At 65.0% G+C, this 17,651-nt stretch carries 17 protein-coding genes; 6 read left to right on the top strand and 11 right to left on the bottom strand.

Features of this window, described 5'->3' with window-relative positions:
* Positions 1–149: 149 nt before the first annotated feature.
* Both APS40_RS12620 and dmeF read left to right on the top strand, forming a co-directional pair.
* Positions 150–422 (top strand): metal/formaldehyde-sensitive transcriptional repressor, encoded by a 273-nt coding sequence (locus APS40_RS12620; protein ID WP_055047384.1) that lies wholly within the window; start codon positions 150–152, stop codon positions 420–422.
* Positions 419–1,393 (top strand): CDF family Co(II)/Ni(II) efflux transporter DmeF, encoded by a 975-nt coding sequence (dmeF, locus tag APS40_RS12615; RefSeq protein ID WP_055047383.1) that lies wholly within the window; start codon positions 419–421, stop codon positions 1,391–1,393. Before APS40_RS12620 ends, dmeF begins: the two co-directional genes overlap by 4 nt.
* Positions 1,394–1,728: 335 nt before the next feature.
* Here dmeF and APS40_RS12610 read toward each other — a convergent pair whose 3' ends face one another.
* The 8 genes from APS40_RS12610 to APS40_RS12575 all read right to left on the bottom strand — a co-directional run bounded on the left by APS40_RS12610 (position 1,729) and on the right by APS40_RS12575 (position 10,858).
* Positions 1,729–2,499 (bottom strand): ribonuclease activity regulator RraA, encoded by a 771-nt coding sequence (locus APS40_RS12610; RefSeq protein WP_236884098.1) that lies wholly within the window; start codon positions 2,497–2,499, stop codon positions 1,729–1,731.
* Between the two features lie 28 nt (positions 2,500–2,527).
* Positions 2,528–3,685 carry a mandelate racemase/muconate lactonizing enzyme family protein gene (locus tag APS40_RS12605; RefSeq protein ID WP_055047382.1) on the bottom strand — a complete coding sequence of 386 codons (1,158 nt, stop codon included), beginning with the start codon at positions 3,683–3,685 and terminating at the stop codon, positions 2,528–2,530.
* 10 nt (positions 3,686–3,695) lie between these two features.
* Positions 3,696–4,907, bottom strand: a complete 1,212-nt coding sequence (gene manD, locus APS40_RS12600; protein WP_055047381.1) for a D-mannonate dehydratase ManD — start codon at positions 4,905–4,907, stop codon at positions 3,696–3,698.
* A gap of 10 nt (positions 4,908–4,917) precedes the next feature.
* The gene (locus tag APS40_RS12595) at positions 4,918–6,273 is read right to left on the bottom strand and encodes a mandelate racemase/muconate lactonizing enzyme family protein (RefSeq protein ID WP_055047380.1); all 1,356 of its coding nucleotides are present in this window, start codon (positions 6,271–6,273) and stop codon (positions 4,918–4,920) included.
* A gap of 68 nt (positions 6,274–6,341) precedes the next feature.
* A complete protein-coding gene (locus APS40_RS12590) occupies positions 6,342–7,439 on the bottom strand; it encodes an ABC transporter ATP-binding protein (RefSeq protein ID WP_055047379.1) in 1,098 nt (365 codons plus the stop codon).
* Between the two features lie 19 nt (positions 7,440–7,458).
* Positions 7,459–8,337 carry a carbohydrate ABC transporter permease gene (locus APS40_RS12585; protein WP_055047378.1) on the bottom strand — a complete coding sequence of 293 codons (879 nt, stop codon included), beginning with the start codon at positions 8,335–8,337 and terminating at the stop codon, positions 7,459–7,461.
* On the bottom strand, positions 8,334–9,293 hold the full coding sequence (locus tag APS40_RS12580) for a carbohydrate ABC transporter permease (RefSeq protein ID WP_082434370.1): 960 nt from the start codon (positions 9,291–9,293) through the stop codon (positions 8,334–8,336). Before APS40_RS12580 ends, APS40_RS12585 begins: the two co-directional genes overlap by 4 nt.
* Before the next feature lie 74 nt (positions 9,294–9,367).
* On the bottom strand, positions 9,368–10,858 hold the full coding sequence (locus APS40_RS12575; RefSeq protein WP_442855803.1) for an extracellular solute-binding protein: 1,491 nt from the start codon (positions 10,856–10,858) through the stop codon (positions 9,368–9,370).
* Positions 10,859–11,098: 240 nt separating this feature from the next.
* On the opposite strand from APS40_RS12575, the gene APS40_RS12570 reads away from it, so the two are divergent.
* Positions 11,099–11,791: a GntR family transcriptional regulator gene (locus APS40_RS12570; RefSeq protein WP_055047377.1), complete on the top strand. Its 693-nt coding sequence runs from the start codon at positions 11,099–11,101 to the stop codon at positions 11,789–11,791.
* A gap of 104 nt (positions 11,792–11,895) precedes the next feature.
* On the top strand, positions 11,896–13,098 hold the full coding sequence (locus APS40_RS12565; RefSeq protein WP_055047376.1) for a mandelate racemase/muconate lactonizing enzyme family protein: 1,203 nt from the start codon (positions 11,896–11,898) through the stop codon (positions 13,096–13,098).
* Positions 13,099–13,234: 136 nt separating this feature from the next.
* Here APS40_RS12565 and APS40_RS12560 read toward each other — a convergent pair whose 3' ends face one another.
* Both APS40_RS12560 and APS40_RS12555 read right to left on the bottom strand, forming a co-directional pair.
* Complete coding sequence (locus APS40_RS12560; protein ID WP_055047375.1) at positions 13,235–13,513, bottom strand: DUF4242 domain-containing protein; 279 nt, start codon at positions 13,511–13,513, stop codon at positions 13,235–13,237.
* Between the two features lie 13 nt (positions 13,514–13,526).
* The gene (locus tag APS40_RS12555; RefSeq protein ID WP_236884097.1) at positions 13,527–14,102 is read right to left on the bottom strand and encodes a hypothetical protein; all 576 of its coding nucleotides are present in this window, start codon (positions 14,100–14,102) and stop codon (positions 13,527–13,529) included.
* Positions 14,103–14,243: 141 nt separating this feature from the next.
* Between APS40_RS12555 and APS40_RS12550 the strand changes: the two genes are divergently transcribed.
* A complete protein-coding gene (locus tag APS40_RS12550; protein ID WP_082434369.1) occupies positions 14,244–15,311 on the top strand; it encodes a LacI family DNA-binding transcriptional regulator in 1,068 nt (355 codons plus the stop codon).
* On the opposite strand, the gene APS40_RS12545 is transcribed toward APS40_RS12550, so the two are convergent.
* Positions 15,308–15,517, bottom strand: a complete 210-nt coding sequence (locus tag APS40_RS12545; RefSeq protein WP_055047373.1) for a hypothetical protein — start codon at positions 15,515–15,517, stop codon at positions 15,308–15,310. The two genes, APS40_RS12550 and APS40_RS12545, sit on opposite strands and share 4 nt — an antisense overlap.
* Before the next feature lie 195 nt (positions 15,518–15,712).
* On the opposite strand from APS40_RS12545, the gene APS40_RS12540 reads away from it, so the two are divergent.
* A complete protein-coding gene (locus APS40_RS12540) occupies positions 15,713–17,479 on the top strand; it encodes a pyrroloquinoline quinone-dependent dehydrogenase (protein WP_055047372.1) in 1,767 nt (588 codons plus the stop codon).
* Positions 17,480–17,651: the final 172 nt, after the last annotated feature.

Genomic DNA, 17,651 nt, shown 5'->3' with positions numbered 1-17,651 from the left:
GAGCTAGCGCAGCTCGGTGGGGGTGCGAGGCGGCACGACGCCGGTGACAGCGCAAGCTGTCGCCTCGCCGGATCCCACCCGCCATCCCGATCAAGAACGAGCGCGCAGCCTGGCTTGCCATATAGGGTACCCCCCTATACTATTCGGCCATGAGCCATACGACGAAACACAAGGCTGCGCTGCTGGCGCGGGTGCGACGGATCAAGGGGCAGGTGGAGGCGGTGGAGCGGGCGCTCGAGGCCGAGCTGGGCTGTCCGGAAATCCTGCAGCTGGTTGCTTCGGTGCGCGGCGCCGTGACCGGGCTCACTGCCGAGCTGATCGAAGAGCACATCACCCACCATGTGCTGGCGCCAGCCGGAGAAGCCGAACGCCGGCAGGGTGGCGAGGAACTGATCGACGTGGTGCGGACCTACCTGAGATGAGCCTGAGCGCTACCCATAGCCACGACTTCCTCGGCGCCGATCACGATCGGAACGCCCGCCGCACCTGGATCGTCATCGCGCTGACCGCCACGATGATGGTGGCCGAGATCGTCGCCGGCAACTTTTACGGTTCGATGGCGCTGGTGGCCGATGGCTGGCACATGTCGACCCATGCCGCGGCGTTGCTGATCGCCGCGCTCGCCTATCTGTTCGCGCGGCGGCATGCCGCCGACAGCCGTTTCACCTTCGGCACCGGCCGGCTGGGCGACCTCGCCGGCTTCGCCAGCGCCATCGTCCTGGCGCTGATCGCACTGCTGATCGGCTGGGAGAGCCTGTTGCGACTGTTCGCCCCGGTGTCGATCAGCTTCCCGCAGGCCATCGCCGTGGCGGTGATCGGACTGGCGGTGAACCTCGTCTCGGCGTGGATCCTGCATGACCGCCATCAGCACCATGGGCATGGGCACGGGCACCCTCACGATCACCACCATGACCATGACCACCGCGACCATGGTGCGCACGACCATCATCATGACCACGCGGCAGGGCGCGACAACAACCTGCGCGCCGCCTACCTCCACGTGCTGGCGGATGCGCTCACCTCGGTGCTGGCCATCATGGCGCTGGTGGCCGGCAGCCAGTTCGGCTGGGCCTGGATGGACCCGGCAATGGGCATTATCGGCGCCCTGGTGATCGCCCGCTGGTCATGGGGCCTGATCCGCGACACCGGCACGGTGCTGGTCGACTACCTGCCCGCTTCCGAGCAACTGCCCGAGGCGGTGCGGCGCGCCATCGAAACCGGCGACGACCGGATTGCCGACCTGCATGTCTGGCAGGTCGGCCCTGGTCACCACGCCGCCATCGTCTCGATCGTCAGCCGGACGCCGCTCAGCCCGAGCGCCTACAAGGCCAGGCTGGCGCATCTCGAGCGGCTGTCGCATGTGACGATCGAAGTGGAGGCGGTGACGGCGTGAGCAGCGGCGCGGCGGTTGTCAGGTGTTTGACCTTTCATATAGCCGCCGCCATCGCGGCTTTCCCCTCATCCGGCCGCGGCGACGGCTTTGCCGTCGTCCGCTGTACGCGCCACCTCCGGGCGAGGGCTATGCCCTCGTCCCGTGACCCGACGGGGAGAAGAATACCGAGAGTGCAGCGCTCCCCTCTTATTCCTCTCCCCGTCGGGGAGAGGGTGGATCGGCCGAAGGCCGAGACGGGTGAGGGGTTTACGCACTGCACTTCCGACTCCGGTCAGATACAGAAGAAGGGCGCCCTGCGGCGCCCTTCCCTTCACATCCTGCGGGGATACCTTGCCTCAGTGGCTGGGGCTCGGCGGCAGGCCCTTGGCCTTGCGCCAGGCCTGGTATTCTTCCTCGGCATCGGGGTGCAGCGGGTAGTAGCGGCGGAGCGATTCACCGGCGGTGAGCTTTTCGCGGCTGAACACTTCCCACTCGGCGTGCTTCTGCGAATCCTCGATGACTTTTTCGGCCATCGACTGCGGCAGCACCACGACGCCGTCGTCGTCGGCCATGATGATGTCGCCCGGAATCACCATGACGCCACCGCAGGAGATCGGCACGTTGACCGCCGACGGCCAGATCGAAACCTGGACGTGGTAGTTGGGGGTCCAGCCGCGCATCCAGATGGCGAGGTCGAGCTTGTCGACGTTCGGCTTGTCGCGCATCACGCCGTCGATGACGATGCCGGCGCCTTTGCGGCCCTTGAAGTAGGTCGACATCATGTCGCCGAAGACGCCCGAGCTCATGTCGCCGCGCGCATCGACGACGACCACGTCGCCTTCCTCGACCTCGTAGAGGACGTGGCGGTGCAGTTGCTTTTCGGGATCGGAATACTCGCCTTCGCTGAACAGATCCGGGCGCTGCGGCATGAACTGCAGGGTCAGGGCCGTGCCGACGATGGACTTGCCCTTATACTGGCTGACCGGGCCGACCATGTGCGGGTTGCGGAAGCCGGCATGACCGAGCGAGCCGGCGACGGTGGCTGTGCCGATATCCTTGAGCGCGGCGATGATGTCCTTGCTCGGTCGCTTGAACGCCGGGATCGGGCTTTGCATGATGTGGACCATATACGTCTCCTCCAAATGGGTTTGGGTCTTACCAGTTCGTAACCGAACCGTCGCGGCGCTTCAGATGGGGCGCCTCCCAGAACTTGAAGCTGTCGGTGTCGAGCAGCTTTTCGTTGATCTCGATGCCGAGCCCCGGGGCATCCGGCACCTGGAACACCGCGCCATCGAGCATCGGCATTTGCGGGAACAGCTCCGCAGTGGGCGTGCCGGCATAGAGGTCGGTGGCGTTGGCCCGCACCTCGAGCGCGAAGAAGTTCGGGGTCGCGGCGGAGAAGTGGATGGTCGCCGCGGTGCAGATCGGCCCCAGCGGGTTGTGCGGCATCAGGTCCACATAGTGCGCCTCGGACCAGCCGGCGACCTTCATCGCCTCGGTGAAGCCGCCGACATTGCAGAGGTCGAGCCGGTTGTACTGGTGGATGCCGCGCTCGATGTAAGGCAGGAACTGCCACTTGGAGGAAAATTCCTCGCCGATGGCGAACTGCACATCGGTGAGTTTCCTGAGGTTCTCATAAGCCTCCGGCGTCTCGTCGCGGATCGGCTCCTCGAGAAAGTCGATCGTACCCGAGGGCATCTTCTGGCAGAAGCTCGCGGCCTCGGCGACCGACAGCCGGTGGTGGTAGTCGATGCCCAGCACCACGGTCTCGCCCAGCGCTTCGCGCGCCTTGACGAGGAACTTCGCCGTCTTGCCGATCGACTCGCGCGGCTCGAAAATCCCCTGTGCGTCGTTCCACTCGGCCGGGAAGAAGCGGATGGTGGACCAGCCGCGCGCCATCAGCTTTCTCGCCTCTTCGATGGTCTCGTCACCACTGATGGAGCCGGTCGAAGCGAAGGTCGGGATGACGTTGCGATGCTTGCCGCCCAACAGCTCGTAGACCGGAACGCCCAGCGCCTTGCCCTTGATATCGTAGAGCGCGATGTCGAGCGCCGATTGCGCGGCGGTCAGCACCCGCCCGCCCTCGAAATACTGGCTGCGGTACATTTCCTGCCACAGCGCGCCGATCTGCATCGGGTCGCGCCCGACGAGGAACTGCGCATAGTGCTCGAGCGCGCCGACGACGGCTTTCTCGCGGCCGGACAGGCCGCTTTCGCCCCAGCCGAAAATGCCGGCATCGGTCTCGACCTTGACGATCAGCTGGTTGCGATGGCCGACCCAGACCGGGTACGGCTTGATGGCGGTGATCTTCACTTGGGGCTCCTCACCAGCTGGTCATGCTGCCGTCTTCGAGACGGGCGACGGGCAGATAGGCGGCTTGGTATGGGTACTTGGCGGCAAGCTCTTCATCGAAGTCGGTGCCGTGGCCAGGAGTCTCGTTGGGGTAGAGATAGCCGCGGTCGTAGCGCCAGTCGCACTTGAAGACGTCGTACGTCTCCTTGGTGTAGCCGGTGAACTCCTGGATGCCGAAATTGTTGATCGCAGTGTCGACATGGACGTTGGCGCCCATGCAGATAGGCGACATGTCCATGGGGCCGTGACAGGCCGACTTCACGTGGTAGATCGAAGCGAAGTCGAAGATCTTCTTGATCCCGGTGACACCTCCCGCGTGCACGGCAGTGACGCGGATGTAGTCGATCAGCTGCTCCTGGATCAGGGTCGTGGTGTCGTAGACCGAGTTGAAGATCTCGCCGACGGCCAGCGGCTGAGTGGTGTGCTGGCGGATAATGCGGAAGCCCTCCTGCAGCTCGGCCGGCACCGCATCCTCCAGCCAGAACAGGCGGTAGGGCTCGAGATCCTTGCCGAGGCGAGCGGCCTCGATCGGGGTGAGGCGATGGTGCACGTCGTGCAGGAGGTGCACGTCCCAGCCCACTGCATCGCGCAGGGCTTCGAAGAGCTTGGGCACCAGCGGCATGTATTTGTGCGTCGCCCAGACTTCTTCGGCCACGATCGGCTTGATCATGCCGCCGGCAGCCTGGTCGGTCGAGGGGCCCGTGCCATAGATCGGCGGCAGGCCGGGGATCGATACCTGGGCGCGAATGGCATCGAGGCCCTGCTCGCGCATCTTCTGCACGCCGTCCACCACCTCGGGGATGTCGATGCCGCCGACATGCTTGTAGACCATGACCTTGTCGCGCGACTTGCCGCCGAGCAACTGGTACAGCGGCATGCCCGCGACCTTGGCCTTGATGTCCCACAGCGCCACGTCGATTGCTGCGATCGCCGCCATGGTGATCGGGCCGCGACGCCAGTAGGCGCCCTTGTAGAGGAACTGCCAGATGTCCTCGGTGCGCAGCGGGTCCTTGCCGATGAGGGTGGGGGCGATGTGGTCCTGGATGTAGGAAACCACGGAAAGTTCGCGACCGTTTACCGTGCCGTCACCGATGCCGTAGACGCCCTCGTCAGTCATGATCTTCACCGTGGTGAAGTTGCGGCCGGGGGAGCAGACGATGACCTTGATGTCCGTGATCTTCATTTTGGGCCCATCAGCTCCAGGTCCGGTCCCAGGACATGTCGTCGTCCCACTGATCGGTCGGCTGCCAGATGCCGGTGACGCCCGGCTGCAGGTGCTGCAGCAGCACCTCGTCGTTGACGTCGTCGATGCCGAGGCCCGGCTTGTCGCTGAGTTCGATGAAGCCGTTCCTGACGATGGGGCCATCGAAACCGGTGACGATGTCGTCCCACCACGGCACATCGACCGAGTGATATTCGAGCGCCAGGAAGTTCTCGGTGGCCGTGGCGATATGGGCGGCGGCGATCGCGGCGATCGGGCTCTCGGCCATGTGGATGGCCATGGCGATGCCATGGTCCTGCGCCGCATCGCCGATCTTCTTGGTTTCGAGGATGCCGCCGGTGGTGAGGATATCGGGGTGGATGACCGCGATGCCGGCATTGAACAGCGGCTCGAACCCTTCCTTGAGGTAGATGTCCTCGCCGGTGCAGATCGGCACCGAGGTCGCTTCCTGCAGCCGGCGATAGCTCTCGGCGTGCTGCCAGGGGATGACATCCTCGAGCCAGGCCGGGGTGTATTTCTCGATCCGCTGCGCCAGCCGGATGCCGTCCTGCAGCGAGATGTGGCCGAGATGGTCGATGGCCAGCGGAATTTCCGGCCCGATCACCTCACGCACTTCGGCGATGTACTGCTCGAGCAGATCGAGGCCCTTTTCGGAGAAGTGGAGACCGGTGAAGGGGTGCATGACGTTTTGCGCGTCATAGACGAGGTTGCGCGCCTTGCGCTCCTCGTTGTTCGTGGCGCGGATGCCGCCGGCATGCTGCTTGAACCCCTCGAGCACGCCGGCCGGGCCGACCACGGCGCCGGGAATGTGGGCGATTTCCATCAGCCCGAGGTCCATCTTCAAAAAGGTGAACCCCTTGTCCATGCGCTCCTTCAGGCGCTTGCCCATCTCGGTGCCGCTCGGCCGGTCGGCATCGGTATCGCAATAGCAGCGGACCTTGTCGCGGAACTTGCCGCCCAGCATCTGGTAGATCGGCGCGCCATAGGCCTTGCCGGCGAGATCCCACAAGGCGATCTCGACGGCCGAAACGCCGCCGCCCTGGCGGCCATGGCCGCCGAACTGCTTGATGCGGCGGAACAGCCGGTCGACGTCGCAGGGGTTCTCGCCGAGCAGCCGGCTCTTCAGCATCAGCGCATAGGTGGCGCTGGCGCCGTCGCGGACTTCGCCAAGGCCGACAATGCCCTGGTTGGTGTAGATCTTCAGCAGCGCCGAGCGGAACGGCGCGCCGGTGATCTCGGCCACGCGGATATCGGTGATCCGGAGGTCAGACGGGCGGGAGCTGGTATTGACGCGGTTGAGCGCGTCTTCGGCAGGGTTGGACGTCATGGGGTAAGGCCTCGGCTAGGGGCGGTCGCGATCCGGCCGCCCGAGGGGATGGACAATAGACAGACTGATTACGCGGGCTTGAGCGCCATCTCGGTTTCACCGTCGAACAGGTGCAGGCGCTCCTGGTCGAACTCGACGAATACCGGTTCGTCTGGCCGGAGCTGGAAGGTCGGGGCGACGCTGACATTGACCACCGCGCCCGAGACGAACACCTGGGCGAAGGTGATGTCGCCGGTCGGCTCGACGGTATAGACCTTGCCGGGCACCGAACCGGGCACCTCGGATTTGTGCACCTTGATGGTCGAGTGACGGCCGCCCAGCACCACCTTGCTGGATTTGGCGCTCAGCGCCTTCTTGCCATTGGCATCGGAGAGCGGCAGCTCCCAGCCCTCGGGGCTCTGCAACACCACCCTGCCATCCTTGGAGGCAGCGGTGAGCGGGATCAGGCTCATGGCGGGCGAGCCGACGAAGCTGGCGACGAACATGTTCACCGGATTGGCGAAGACATTGGCCGGGCTGTCATATTGCTGCAGGAAGCCGCCATTCATCACCGCCATCTTGTCGGCCATGGTGACGGCCTCGAGCTGGTCGTGCGTCACGTAGATGATGGTGGCCTTGAGATCCTGGTGGAAGCGCTTGATCTCGGAGCGCATCTGCACGCGCAGCTTGGCATCGAGGTTGCTCAGCGGCTCATCCATCAGGAAGGCACGCGGCTCGCGCACCAATGCACGACCGAGCGCGACGCGCTGCTGCTGGCCGCCCGACAGTTCGCGCGGCTTGCGCTCGAGCAGGTGGGTGATGTCGAGCGTCTTGGCAGCCGCCTGGACGCGCCGGTCGATCTCCTCCTTGGGGAGCTTCCGCATCTGCAGCGGGAAGGCGAGGTTCTTGTAGACCGACTTCTGCGGATAGAGCGCGTAGTTCTGGAACACCATGGCGATGTCGCGATCCTTGGGATCGAGGTCGCTGACGTCGCGATCGCCGATGCTGATGGTGCCGCCCGACATCGGAATGAGCCCGGCCACCAGATTGAGCGTCGTGGTCTTGCCGCAGCCGGACGGGCCGACCAGCGCCACGAACTCGCCGTCCTCGACGGTCAGCGACACGTGGTTCACGGCATAGACGTCGCCGTAGTTCTTGACCACGTCCTTTAGGATCACCTGAGCCATAAGGGTTTCCTTGAGCTTGTTAGTGCTTCACGGCGCCCTCGGTCAGGGCGCGCACGAAGTAGCGTTGCAGGACGAGGAACAGCACCACGACGGGGATGCTCATCATGAAGGTGGCGGCCATCAGCCCCGGCCAATCGGTGGCGTTCTCGGAGAAGAAGCGCTGGATACCGACCGGCAGGGTCATCTGGTCGTGCCGGGTGAGGAAGGTGTAGGCGTAGATGTACTCGTTCCAGGCGCCGATGAAGCTGTAGATCGAGGTGGCGATGATGCCCGGCGTCGACAGCGGCATGACGATCAGGAAGAACGCCTGGAAACGCGTCGCGCCATCGATGCGGGCCGCCTGCTCGAGCTGCACCGGGATGTTGTCGTAGAACCCCTTGAGCAGCCAGATGGCGAGCGGCAGGCCAAAGGTCAGGTAGGTGAGGATCAGCGAGCCGTGGGTGTTCACCAGCCCGAGCGCCTTCATCAGGATGAACAGCGGCACCAGGAACACCACCGCCGGGAACATGTTCCTGAGCAGCACGGCGAAGAACAGGAAAGTGCGGCCAGGGAAGCGGAAGCGCGAGAAGGCATAGGCCGCCGGCACCGCCACCACCACCGCGAGAATGGTGGTGAGGGTCGAGACCCAGATGCTGTTCCAGAAATACTGCAGGAAGTCGCGCCCAACGGTGCCCGAGGGGTCGATCAGCCGCCAGTAATTGTCCAGCGTCGGCTCGGCCGGCCACCATTGCGGCGGATACTGCATCGCCGCAAAGCCGGTTTTCAGCGAGGTGATGAACATCCAGATCATCGGCATCACGGTGAAGCCGAGCAACAGGACGAGGAAGATGCGGCCGGCCCAGCGCCAGCCACCGGCCCCGCGGCGCTTGGCGGCGCCGGCACTCAGTTCCATGGTCATGCGCCGGCCCTCGCCTCGTCGCCCTTGGTCAATGCGCGGACATAGAAGTAGCCGAGCACCATCATCACGATGAACAGGATCACCGCATAGGCCGAGGCGACGCCCCAGCGCTGCCGCCCGAAAGCGAGCTGGTAGATATGGGTGATCCAGATGTCGGACGAGCCGGCCGGGCCGCCGCCGGTCATGATCCACGGGATGATGAAGGAGTTGAAATTCTGCACCGCCAGCAGCAGCAAGGTGACCATCGACACGCCCGAGAGGTGCGGGAAGGTGACATGCCAGAAGCGCTGCCAGGGACTGGCGCCATCGACCTGCGCGGCGCGCAGCAGGGTGTCGGGCACAGTCTGCAGGCCCGCCATCAGCATGATCATGGCGAAGGAGAACTCCTTCCACACGTTCACGACTATCAGCGCGTAGAGCGAGGTGTTGGTGTTGTCGATGAAGTTGATCGGCCGATCGATCAGGCCGATGCCTGACAGCATGGCGCTGATGGCGCCGAAATCGGAGTGGTAGAGCCACTTCCACACATAGGAGGCGGCCACCGCGCTCACCACCCACGGAATCAGCAGCAGCGCACGGAGAAAGCCGCGACCGACGAACTCGCGATGCAGCGCCAGCGCGGCGCCCAGCCCCAGCATGAAGGCGAAGAAGGTGGAAACCACTGTCCAGACCACCGTCTGCCACGTGACCTTCCAGAAGATCGGACTGCTGAGAATGGTGACGTAGTTGTCGAGGCCGTTGAACTGCTTGGCGCTGAGCGCCAGGCTCGCCGGGGTGTTAAAGAAGCTGAGTTCGATGGTGTAGTAGATCGGATAGCCGATGACGATCAGCATCACGATCAGCGCTGGCGCGACATAGAGATAGTCGAAGCGGCTGTTCCACACCTTCCGGCCAAGGCCGAGGCGCTTGGGCTCGGGTACGTCGCGAAAGATGGCTTGTCCCGGAACAGTGCTCACAGCGCATAACCCTGGTTGTGAAGGTGGGAAGGCCGGCGACGCGGAGCCGCCGGCCCGGAAGTCAGGTCAGGCGATCAGATGCCGCCGCCCCCATCGACGATGGCCTGCACCTTGGTCGCGGCGTCGTCGGCGGCCTGGTCGACCGTCATGTTGCCGGTGAGCGCGTTCTGCAGCATGTCCGGAACGATGATGTTCATGATTTCCGGCGCCTGCGGGATCACCGGGAACGGGATGCCGTTGGGCAGCATCGAGGTGGTGACGTCGAGGAACTTGATGGTGTCGAGCCGTTCCTTCATGGCATCGGTGAGGAAGCCATTGATGTTGCCGGGGTTGGAGCCGACCCAGGCCAGCTTGGTCGACCATTCCGGGCTGTCCCAGAAGCAGATCAGCGCCTTGACGGCCTGTTCGTCGACCTTGCCGCCCTGCACGAACTCGGGCTTGACCACATGGATGTTGGAGCCGCCGAACACCACGGCGCGCTTGCCGTCGGGCCCCGTCGGCAGCAGGCCGTAACGCATGTTGGCAACCACCTCGTCGGCGACGGCCTTGTCGGAGCCGGTCGCCTTCGACGCGAGGTCGGTCATCTTGGCGTATTCGGCGGGGTGGGCGATCATCATGCCCAGCTTGCCGGCGATGAACGGCGCCTGGTTTTCGCCCTGCGTGTTGGTCAGCGCCGACGTCGGCACCGACTTGTCGACGGCATACATCTGGTAGGCCGCCTGCAGCGCGGCCTTGGAGCCGGCATTGTTGATCTCGACGGTCTTGTAGGTCGGCTCGGCCGCAGCCTCGTCGAGCGCGCCGCCGCCATAGGCCCACATCTGCGGCATGAAGCGGAACGGCGTGTTGCCGGCGTTCTGCTTGGCCACCAGACCATAGCCCGGAATGCCGAGCTTCTCGTGGATCTGCTTGGAATAGGCGACCACATCGTCCCAGGTGGCCGGCGGATTGTCGGGATCGAGCCCGGCATCCTTGAACACCTTGGCGTTCCAGATCATCGCCATGGTTTCGTTATTGGTCGGCAGCCCGTAGCTGACGCCCTCATAGGTCACCGACTTCAGCGCGCCCGGCCAGAAATCGGCGGCGGTGTAGCCGACATCTTCCGGCTTCAGCGGCTGCAGGTAGCCCTTGGCGGCGAACTCGACGCCACCAAGGATCTGCAGACGGATGACGGCCGGGGCCGAATTGCCGAGCAGCGAGGTGCGGAACTTGTCGAGCAGTTCGTTATAGGTGATCGACTGGACGTCGGTCTTGATGTTCGGATAGGCAGCGTGGAACGCCTCCCAGAATGCCTTGTCCTGGACGTGGGCGATCTCCGGGTCGGCTTCGAACGGGCCGGTGTACCAGTAGCTGACCGAGCCGGCATAGTCGTTCGGTACCACCGCGCCGCAATCCTTGGCGGCATCGAACTTTTTGGTGCCGGCGATCGACTTGACGTATTCGGGCGACCATTTGCTGAGGTCCACGCTCTGCGCGTAGGACGCGGTGGTGGCCGTGGTCAGCATGGTGGCAGCGCTCAGCACCGCCATCGAAAGGCCAAGCAGACGCCGGCCGGTCTTCGTATGCATCGAGAATCCTCCTCTCAAATCCCGGAAGCCTCGCCCGGCCCGTGGACCGCCGCAAAGCCCCTACAGCGTTCGCTGTTTCTCGCCTCGGGAACCGAACTTGGCGCCGGCTTTTCCCAACTGGTATGGCAGATTTCCAGCAAAAGCCGTATCTGTCAACATCGCGAAAGTCGTACATTATTTTGCTCGCATTGCGTGCGAACGGGACTTGGCTTGCTCAAAAAAGCTCCCTAAACAGGACCAATGAGCGAGGCGACCGTCAAGTCGGACCGGCCCGAGGACAGCCTCGAGCAGCAGGCCTCCGTCTACGAGATGATCCGCGAGGACATCGTCTCGGGGCGGCTGGGGCCGAACGAACGGCTGAAGGTCGCCGAGCTGGCCGAACACTACCAGACCTCGACCAACCCGGTGCGCGAGGCGCTGCAGCAGTTGCGCGGTGAAGGGTTCGTGCTGATCGAACCCAATCGCGGTGCGCGGGTGCGGCCGATCGACGCCGATTTCGTGCGCGACATCATCGAGATCGAGATGCTGATCGAGCCGGCGCTGACCCGCTGGTTCGTGTCGATCGTCTCGGACGCCGATCTGCTCGAACTCGAACGCATCCAGGCCGAAATCGAAGCCCTCAACTTCGCCGATCCGATGCTGCATGGCCGGCTGGACACGCGCTTCCACCAGTTCATCTACGATCGGCATTACAACCGCCACGCGGCGGAGCTGTGGTGGAAGCACCGCGAGATACTGCGCGCCATTTCCCGCCGCTTTCCCACCTCGCTGAGCCGCCGCCAGTCGGTGCTGCGCGAGCATCGCGAACTGATCGAACGCATCCGCGCGCAGGACGCCGAAGGCGCCGCCGCGGTTGTTGCCCGCCATGTCGAGGGCTCCGGCCGCCACATCATCGAACAGATGGGCGTGCTGCAGAGGAGCCAGCGCCGATAGCGCCGGTGGGTCCGCCCGCCCGGCCGAACGTCATTTCGAGGGGTCGCCGCACCGGCGGCCGGATTTGGGAGACCCCCGCCGTCCGGCGGGCACGAGGAGTAATCATGAAAATCACCGACCTGCGCGTTGCCGTCATCGGCAAGCATCCGATCGTCCGTATCGTCACCGACGAGGGCATCTACGGCATCGGCGAGGTGGAATTCACCAAGACCTACCTGAAGCCGTTCATCCTGCATTTCCGCGACGCGCTCATCGGCGAGGACCCGACCGATGTCGAGCGCTGCATGATGAAGATTCGCCAGCGCGGCAGCTTCAAGCCATATGGCGCCGCGGTTTCGGTGATCGAGCACGCGCTGTGGGACATTGCCGGCAAGGCGGCGGGCGTGCCCGCCTACAAGCTCCTGGGCGGCAAGGTGCGCGACAAGGTGCGGGTCTATAACGGCTCGGTGCGCCGCAAGCGCTCGGGCGACCGGCCGGAGGATTTCGCCGCCGACGTCAAGTGGATGGCCGAGCAGCCGCAGAACTTCTTCATGGTCAAGCAGGGGCTGAGCTTCCACTCCAGCCAGAAGGACAGCTACCCCGATTTCCACTATGGCCCGGTCGGCAGGAAGGCCGGCTACCACGGCGCCATGGACCAGGGGCAGATCTCCGAGCACGGCTTCAACTACATGCTCGACTGCGTCATCGCGATGAAGGAAGCGCTGGGCGACAAGGTCTCGCTGGCGCTCGACTGCGGGCCGGGCTGGTTCCTCAACGACGCGATCAAGTTCGCCAACGCGGTCGAAAAATACAACATCATGTGGCTCGAGGACATGCTCACCGGCGACTACGTGCCGTGGGTCAACCCGCAGGCCTATCGCGAACTCACCAACTCGACCACCACGCCGATCCACACCGGCGAGCAGATCTACCTGAGGCACAACTTCAAGGAACTGATCGAGACCCAGGCGGTGCGTGTCGTCGGGCCCGATCCAGCCGATATCGGCGGCATTGCCGAGCTCAAGTGGGTGGCAGAGCACGCCTATATGCACTCGATCATGATGGCGCCGCACGGCACTGCCAATGGGCTGCTCGGCCTCGGCGCGCTGATCAACGTCTGCGCCACGCTGCCGGCCAACTACATCGCCTTCGAGTATCCGTCGGCCTCCGACGAGTTCTGGAACGAGATCGTCACGGGCCTCCCCTCCGGGCCCATCGTCGTCGACAGCCATGTCGACCTGCTGCCCGGCCCGGGCCTCGGCCTCGACATCGACGCCAAGGCGGCCAAGCGCTACCTCAGGGAAGAAGACGCCGGCTTCTTCGACTGAACCTGAGCCAGATCATGAGTTCGGGCCGGGCGGCTATGCACCGCCCGGCCCGTTCCACTTATCTGCATCTCACGGATGAGTTGGACCCACCGGTGGGCTAGATCGAGCCCAAGCCAGCTTCGCCCCCACTCCCGGGTCAGGCCGCCTCGGCGGTTGCCGGGTCGACCACCACGCGGATCTCGGTGATCCTGTTGGCCGGGAAGCCGCTGAGCTCGGCGTGGCGCCGGATATCCTCGGGATCGTCGGCGAGGTAGACGCAGTAGGTCATGTCGTCGGCGAAATAGGAGTGCACCCACTGCACCTTGGGGGCGAGCTTGGCGAGCGCCGCGTTCGACACCTTTGCAGCCTCGCGGTGCTGTTCTGCCGAGAGTTTGCCGACGCCGGGGATCAGGCGTTCGATGACATAGCGTTTCATTGGGTGGTCCTCCTTACTTGCTGGCTGCGACGGCGGCGTCGCAGGAGACGTCGGGGTTCATATCGGCGAAGGTGCCGGTGGGGTTGGCGCGCCAGGCCCAGACATGCAGCTCGTAGAAGGGCGGCAGGCCGTAGCGATTGGGTGAGCCGGTGAAGCTGAACAAGTGGCCGTCGAGATTGGCCGGGCCCTTGGTGGTGATGTACTCGACCGCCACCAGCTGCATGCTGCCATCGGGCTGCGGCTCGTACATCACCGCTTCGGGCTTGCCGATATCGACGAGGCCGTCCTCGATCAGCGCGCCATTGACATAGTGGATGCCCATGGCGCCGCCTTCGATCCCCGAGACGCAGGGGATCGGGGCATAGCCCTCGGCGGTGGCAACATTCACATCGGCGAACCGGGCATTCACCTCTCGCACCTTGTTGGCGAGCGGGTTGTCGGCGGCGACACCGGCATGTGTCCCGCTATGGGCCGAGGCGGGACCGACAAGCAGCAAGAGGCTGGCAAGGGCGGCCGAAACGACGATGCGAATCGAGCCGGCGCGATCCGGCAGGAGCCGGGCAGTCTGGTCTTCTGTATGGCGCAACATGGCGCATTCTCCTTGGCGTGCAAAACGCGTCTGCCGCGCGATTGCACCGGTGCAATTTCCCCTTGGCGCCGAGATGCGCCTCTTCCGTGCCAGAGTCAAGCAATATTTTGCACCGGTGCAATTGTCTGCTAGAGTGCCTGGATGAGATCACCAGTCACCCTCCTCGATGTTGCCTCCGCCGCCCAGGTCTCGAAGTCGACTGTGGCCAACGTCTTTAACCATCCCGAGAGGGTACGGTCGGAAGTACGGGCTCGCATCGAGCAGGTCGCGAGAGAGTTGGGTTTCGCCGGCCCCGATCCGCGCGGCCGGTTGCTGAGCAGCGGCAAGGCCAATGTGATCGGCGTGGTGCCGTCGGGCGAAGGCATCACCTGGGTGTTCGACAATCCATATATGCGGCGTTTCCTTGCCGGAGTCGCCGAGGAGTGCCAGCAGCATCGCACGGCGATCCAGCTGATCGACGGTTATGGCGAGGCCGGCGCCGAAACCATCCGCCGCACCATCGTCGACGGGCTGATCCTCCACACCGCCGACCAGGTGCGGGCGGTCGATCCGGCGCTCAGGGCCAAGATGCCGATCGTGGTGATGGATCGGATCGAGGATGCCGATGTCAGTTCGGTGAGCATCGACGACCGCGGCGGCGCTTATGCGCTGGCGCGGCACCTGCTCGAGCTGGGTCACCGCCGCTTCATGGTGACGACGCTGGGGCGGAGCTATGTGGCCCCGATCCTCCACCGCCCCACCGGCGCGCCGCGCAAGATGCTCTCCACCTATGACATCGATGAAGAGCGCCTCGCCGGGCTCGGCGCTGCATTGGCGGAGGCCGGCCTGTCGCTCGACGACATGCCGATCGTCGAGGCGTGCGGCAGCGAGGAAGAGACCCGGCTCTATGGCAACGCGGCCGGACTGGTGCTCGATGAACTGAACGGCGCCACGGCAATCATCGTGCTTGGCGGCGAACTCGCTGTCGGCCTTGCCGCCGAGGCCAGGCGTCGCGGCATCGCGGTTCCCGACGCGCTGTCGATCGCCGGGTTCGACGATCCTCCGGAGGCCGCGCTGACCGATCCACCGTTGACGGTGATCGCGGCCCCCGTGACCGAGACCGCCCGGCTTGCCGCACGCCTGCTGTTTGCCGGCGGCCCGCCCCAGCACATCCAGTTGCCGGTGGACCTCAAGGTTCGCAAGTCCACTGCACCGGCGCCTGCCGGCTAGCGCCGCACCGCTGCGGGCTTGTCCGCCTGGTTGCGCAGCAGCACCAATCGCCGCTCCATCCGCTCCGCCTCGGCATCGGCGAAGTGGCCCATGCGAAAGCCGGTGACGATGCGCTCGATCTCGGCGCGTCGCCGCTGGTACTGCTCCGGCGTCTCGTCAACGAGGCGGGCCACGCGGATCGGCACCCAGGCGTGATGTGAAGGCATCGCGACATTTCCCAATCGGTCTGATGCGGAGAGCCGAGCCTAGCGGAACCGCAATCGATCCCCCGTGACCCATACGGGTCATGACAAGCGGCCGGCACCGGAACACGTTGTCGCAGGCAGGATGCGGGGGGCTGAACACCCGCTGCGCCGTCATGCTGCCGAGCCGTCACGCGGCCCGGTCTCGCGGAGGATTCCATGACAAAGCAGACTATCTCTCGTGCAGCGCTCATCGCGGCTGCGGCGACGCTGTTGACCACCGCCGGCATCGGAGCGGCGACGGCGGACCCGGTGACCCCGGAACGCCTGATCAATGCGCAGAAGGACGAGCCGCAGAACTGGCTCCTGCCCTATGGCAGCTATGCCGGCTTCTCGCACTCGCCGCTTAAGGAGATCACCAAGGACAATGTCGGTGGTCTCAAGGTGAAGTTCATGACCGCCATCGGCGGCGGCCAGCCCGGCTCGATCGGCGCACAGGCGCCCGGCCAGCGCGCCACGCCGCTGGTCAAGGACGGTTTCATGTATGTCCAGGATGCCTGGGACAACGTGATGAAGATCGACGTGTCGAGCGGGACCAAGGGCGAGATCATCTGGAAGACGGACCTCGGCGCCCAGGGCACCGCCAGCAAGATGGGCAGCGTGGCGCTGCTCGGCGACGATATCTACTACGTCACCCGCAACGAGATGCAGCTGGTCAAACTCGATGACGAGTATGGCGACATCGTCTGGCAGGTGGATACCCGCGGGCCGGACAACGTGCCGGGCGCCGAGCGCGCCACCGGCGGGGTGCTGGCGGTGGGCGACAAGATCATCACCAGCGCGGCAGGGCCGGGCATGCGCGGCTGGATCGCGGCGTTCAGCGCCGAGGACGGCAAGCTCCTGTGGCGCCGCTACACCATCCCGGGGCCGGGCGAGCCGGGTCACGAGACCTGGGCCGACGACCACAACGCCTATCTCACCGGCGGCGCCGGCGTGTGGTCGACCGCGTCCTACGATCCGGAAACCAACCTGATCATCTTCGGCACCGGCGAAGCGCAGCCCTGGGCCGACCCGGCCTTCCGGCCCGGCGACAACCTCTATGCCAACTCGACGATGGCGGTCGATGCCGATACCGGCGAGGTGAAGTGGTACTTCCAGGAAGTGCCGCAGGAGACCTGGGACTACGACACCATCAACATGAAGATGCTGTACGACATCAATGTCGGCGGCGAGGCGAGGAAAGCCGTCGGCACGTTCTCGCGCAACGGCTTCTTCTACACCATGGATCGCACCAACGGCGCCTTCATCTTCGGCACCCCGTACCGCGACCCGAACTGGACCAAGGGGCTCGACCCCAAGACCGGCAAGCCGCTCGAATATGTCCCCGGCTCGCTCACCCAGAGCTATGCCGAGAACAAGACGCTGAAAGTCGGCGACCCGACGAGTGCGCAGGATGTCTGCCCGGCGCTCCCCACCGCGACCTGGTGGCCGCCGGCCTATGACCCAGAGCGCAAGATCACCTGGGTGCAGGCGATCGACGCCTGCTTCAACCAGGGCATCACCGAGCATATCGACCCCACCCGCACGGACCTGCAGGGCAACCCCGGCATGTGGGGCGGCGGCAATTTCTGGACCTTCGACTACGCCTTCCCGGGCGCGCCGGGCCTGATCATCGGGGTCAACACCGAGACGGGCGAGAAGGTCAGCGAGATCAAGACGCCGGCGCCGACCAATTCGGGCCTGCTCTCGACCGCCGGGGGGCTGCTGTACGGCGGCAATCCGGATGGCGACCTCATCGCCTACGATGCCGACACGATGCAGGAAGTGTGGAAGTTCAACGTCGGCACGCCGATCGGGGCGCCGCCGATCTCCTATGCGGTGGATGGCAAGCAGTACATCGCCGTGGTGGTCGGCGGCTCGAAGGGCGCCGGCCCGCGGCTCGGCATGTACGAGGCGGCGAGCCAGGTCGTGGTGTTCGGGCTCTGATGCTCATACGGGGAGGGCCGGTGGCTCTCCCCGGTTCCTGCCCGGTGTCCGGCGCGGGCTGCCCCCCACCCTTGATCCCTCCCCGCAAGGGGGAGGGACACGACAGAGCCGAGATGTCAGTGTTTTGGTCTCCCTCCCCCTTGCGGGGAGGGGACAGGGGTGGGGGTCAGCT

The sequence above is a fragment of the Devosia sp. A16 genome (assembly GCF_001402915.1).
GTDB lineage: Bacteria > Pseudomonadota > Alphaproteobacteria > Rhizobiales > Devosiaceae > Devosia_A.
Note: the sequence above shows the minus strand (reverse complement) of the source record. Positions and strands in the feature narration are given on the sequence as shown.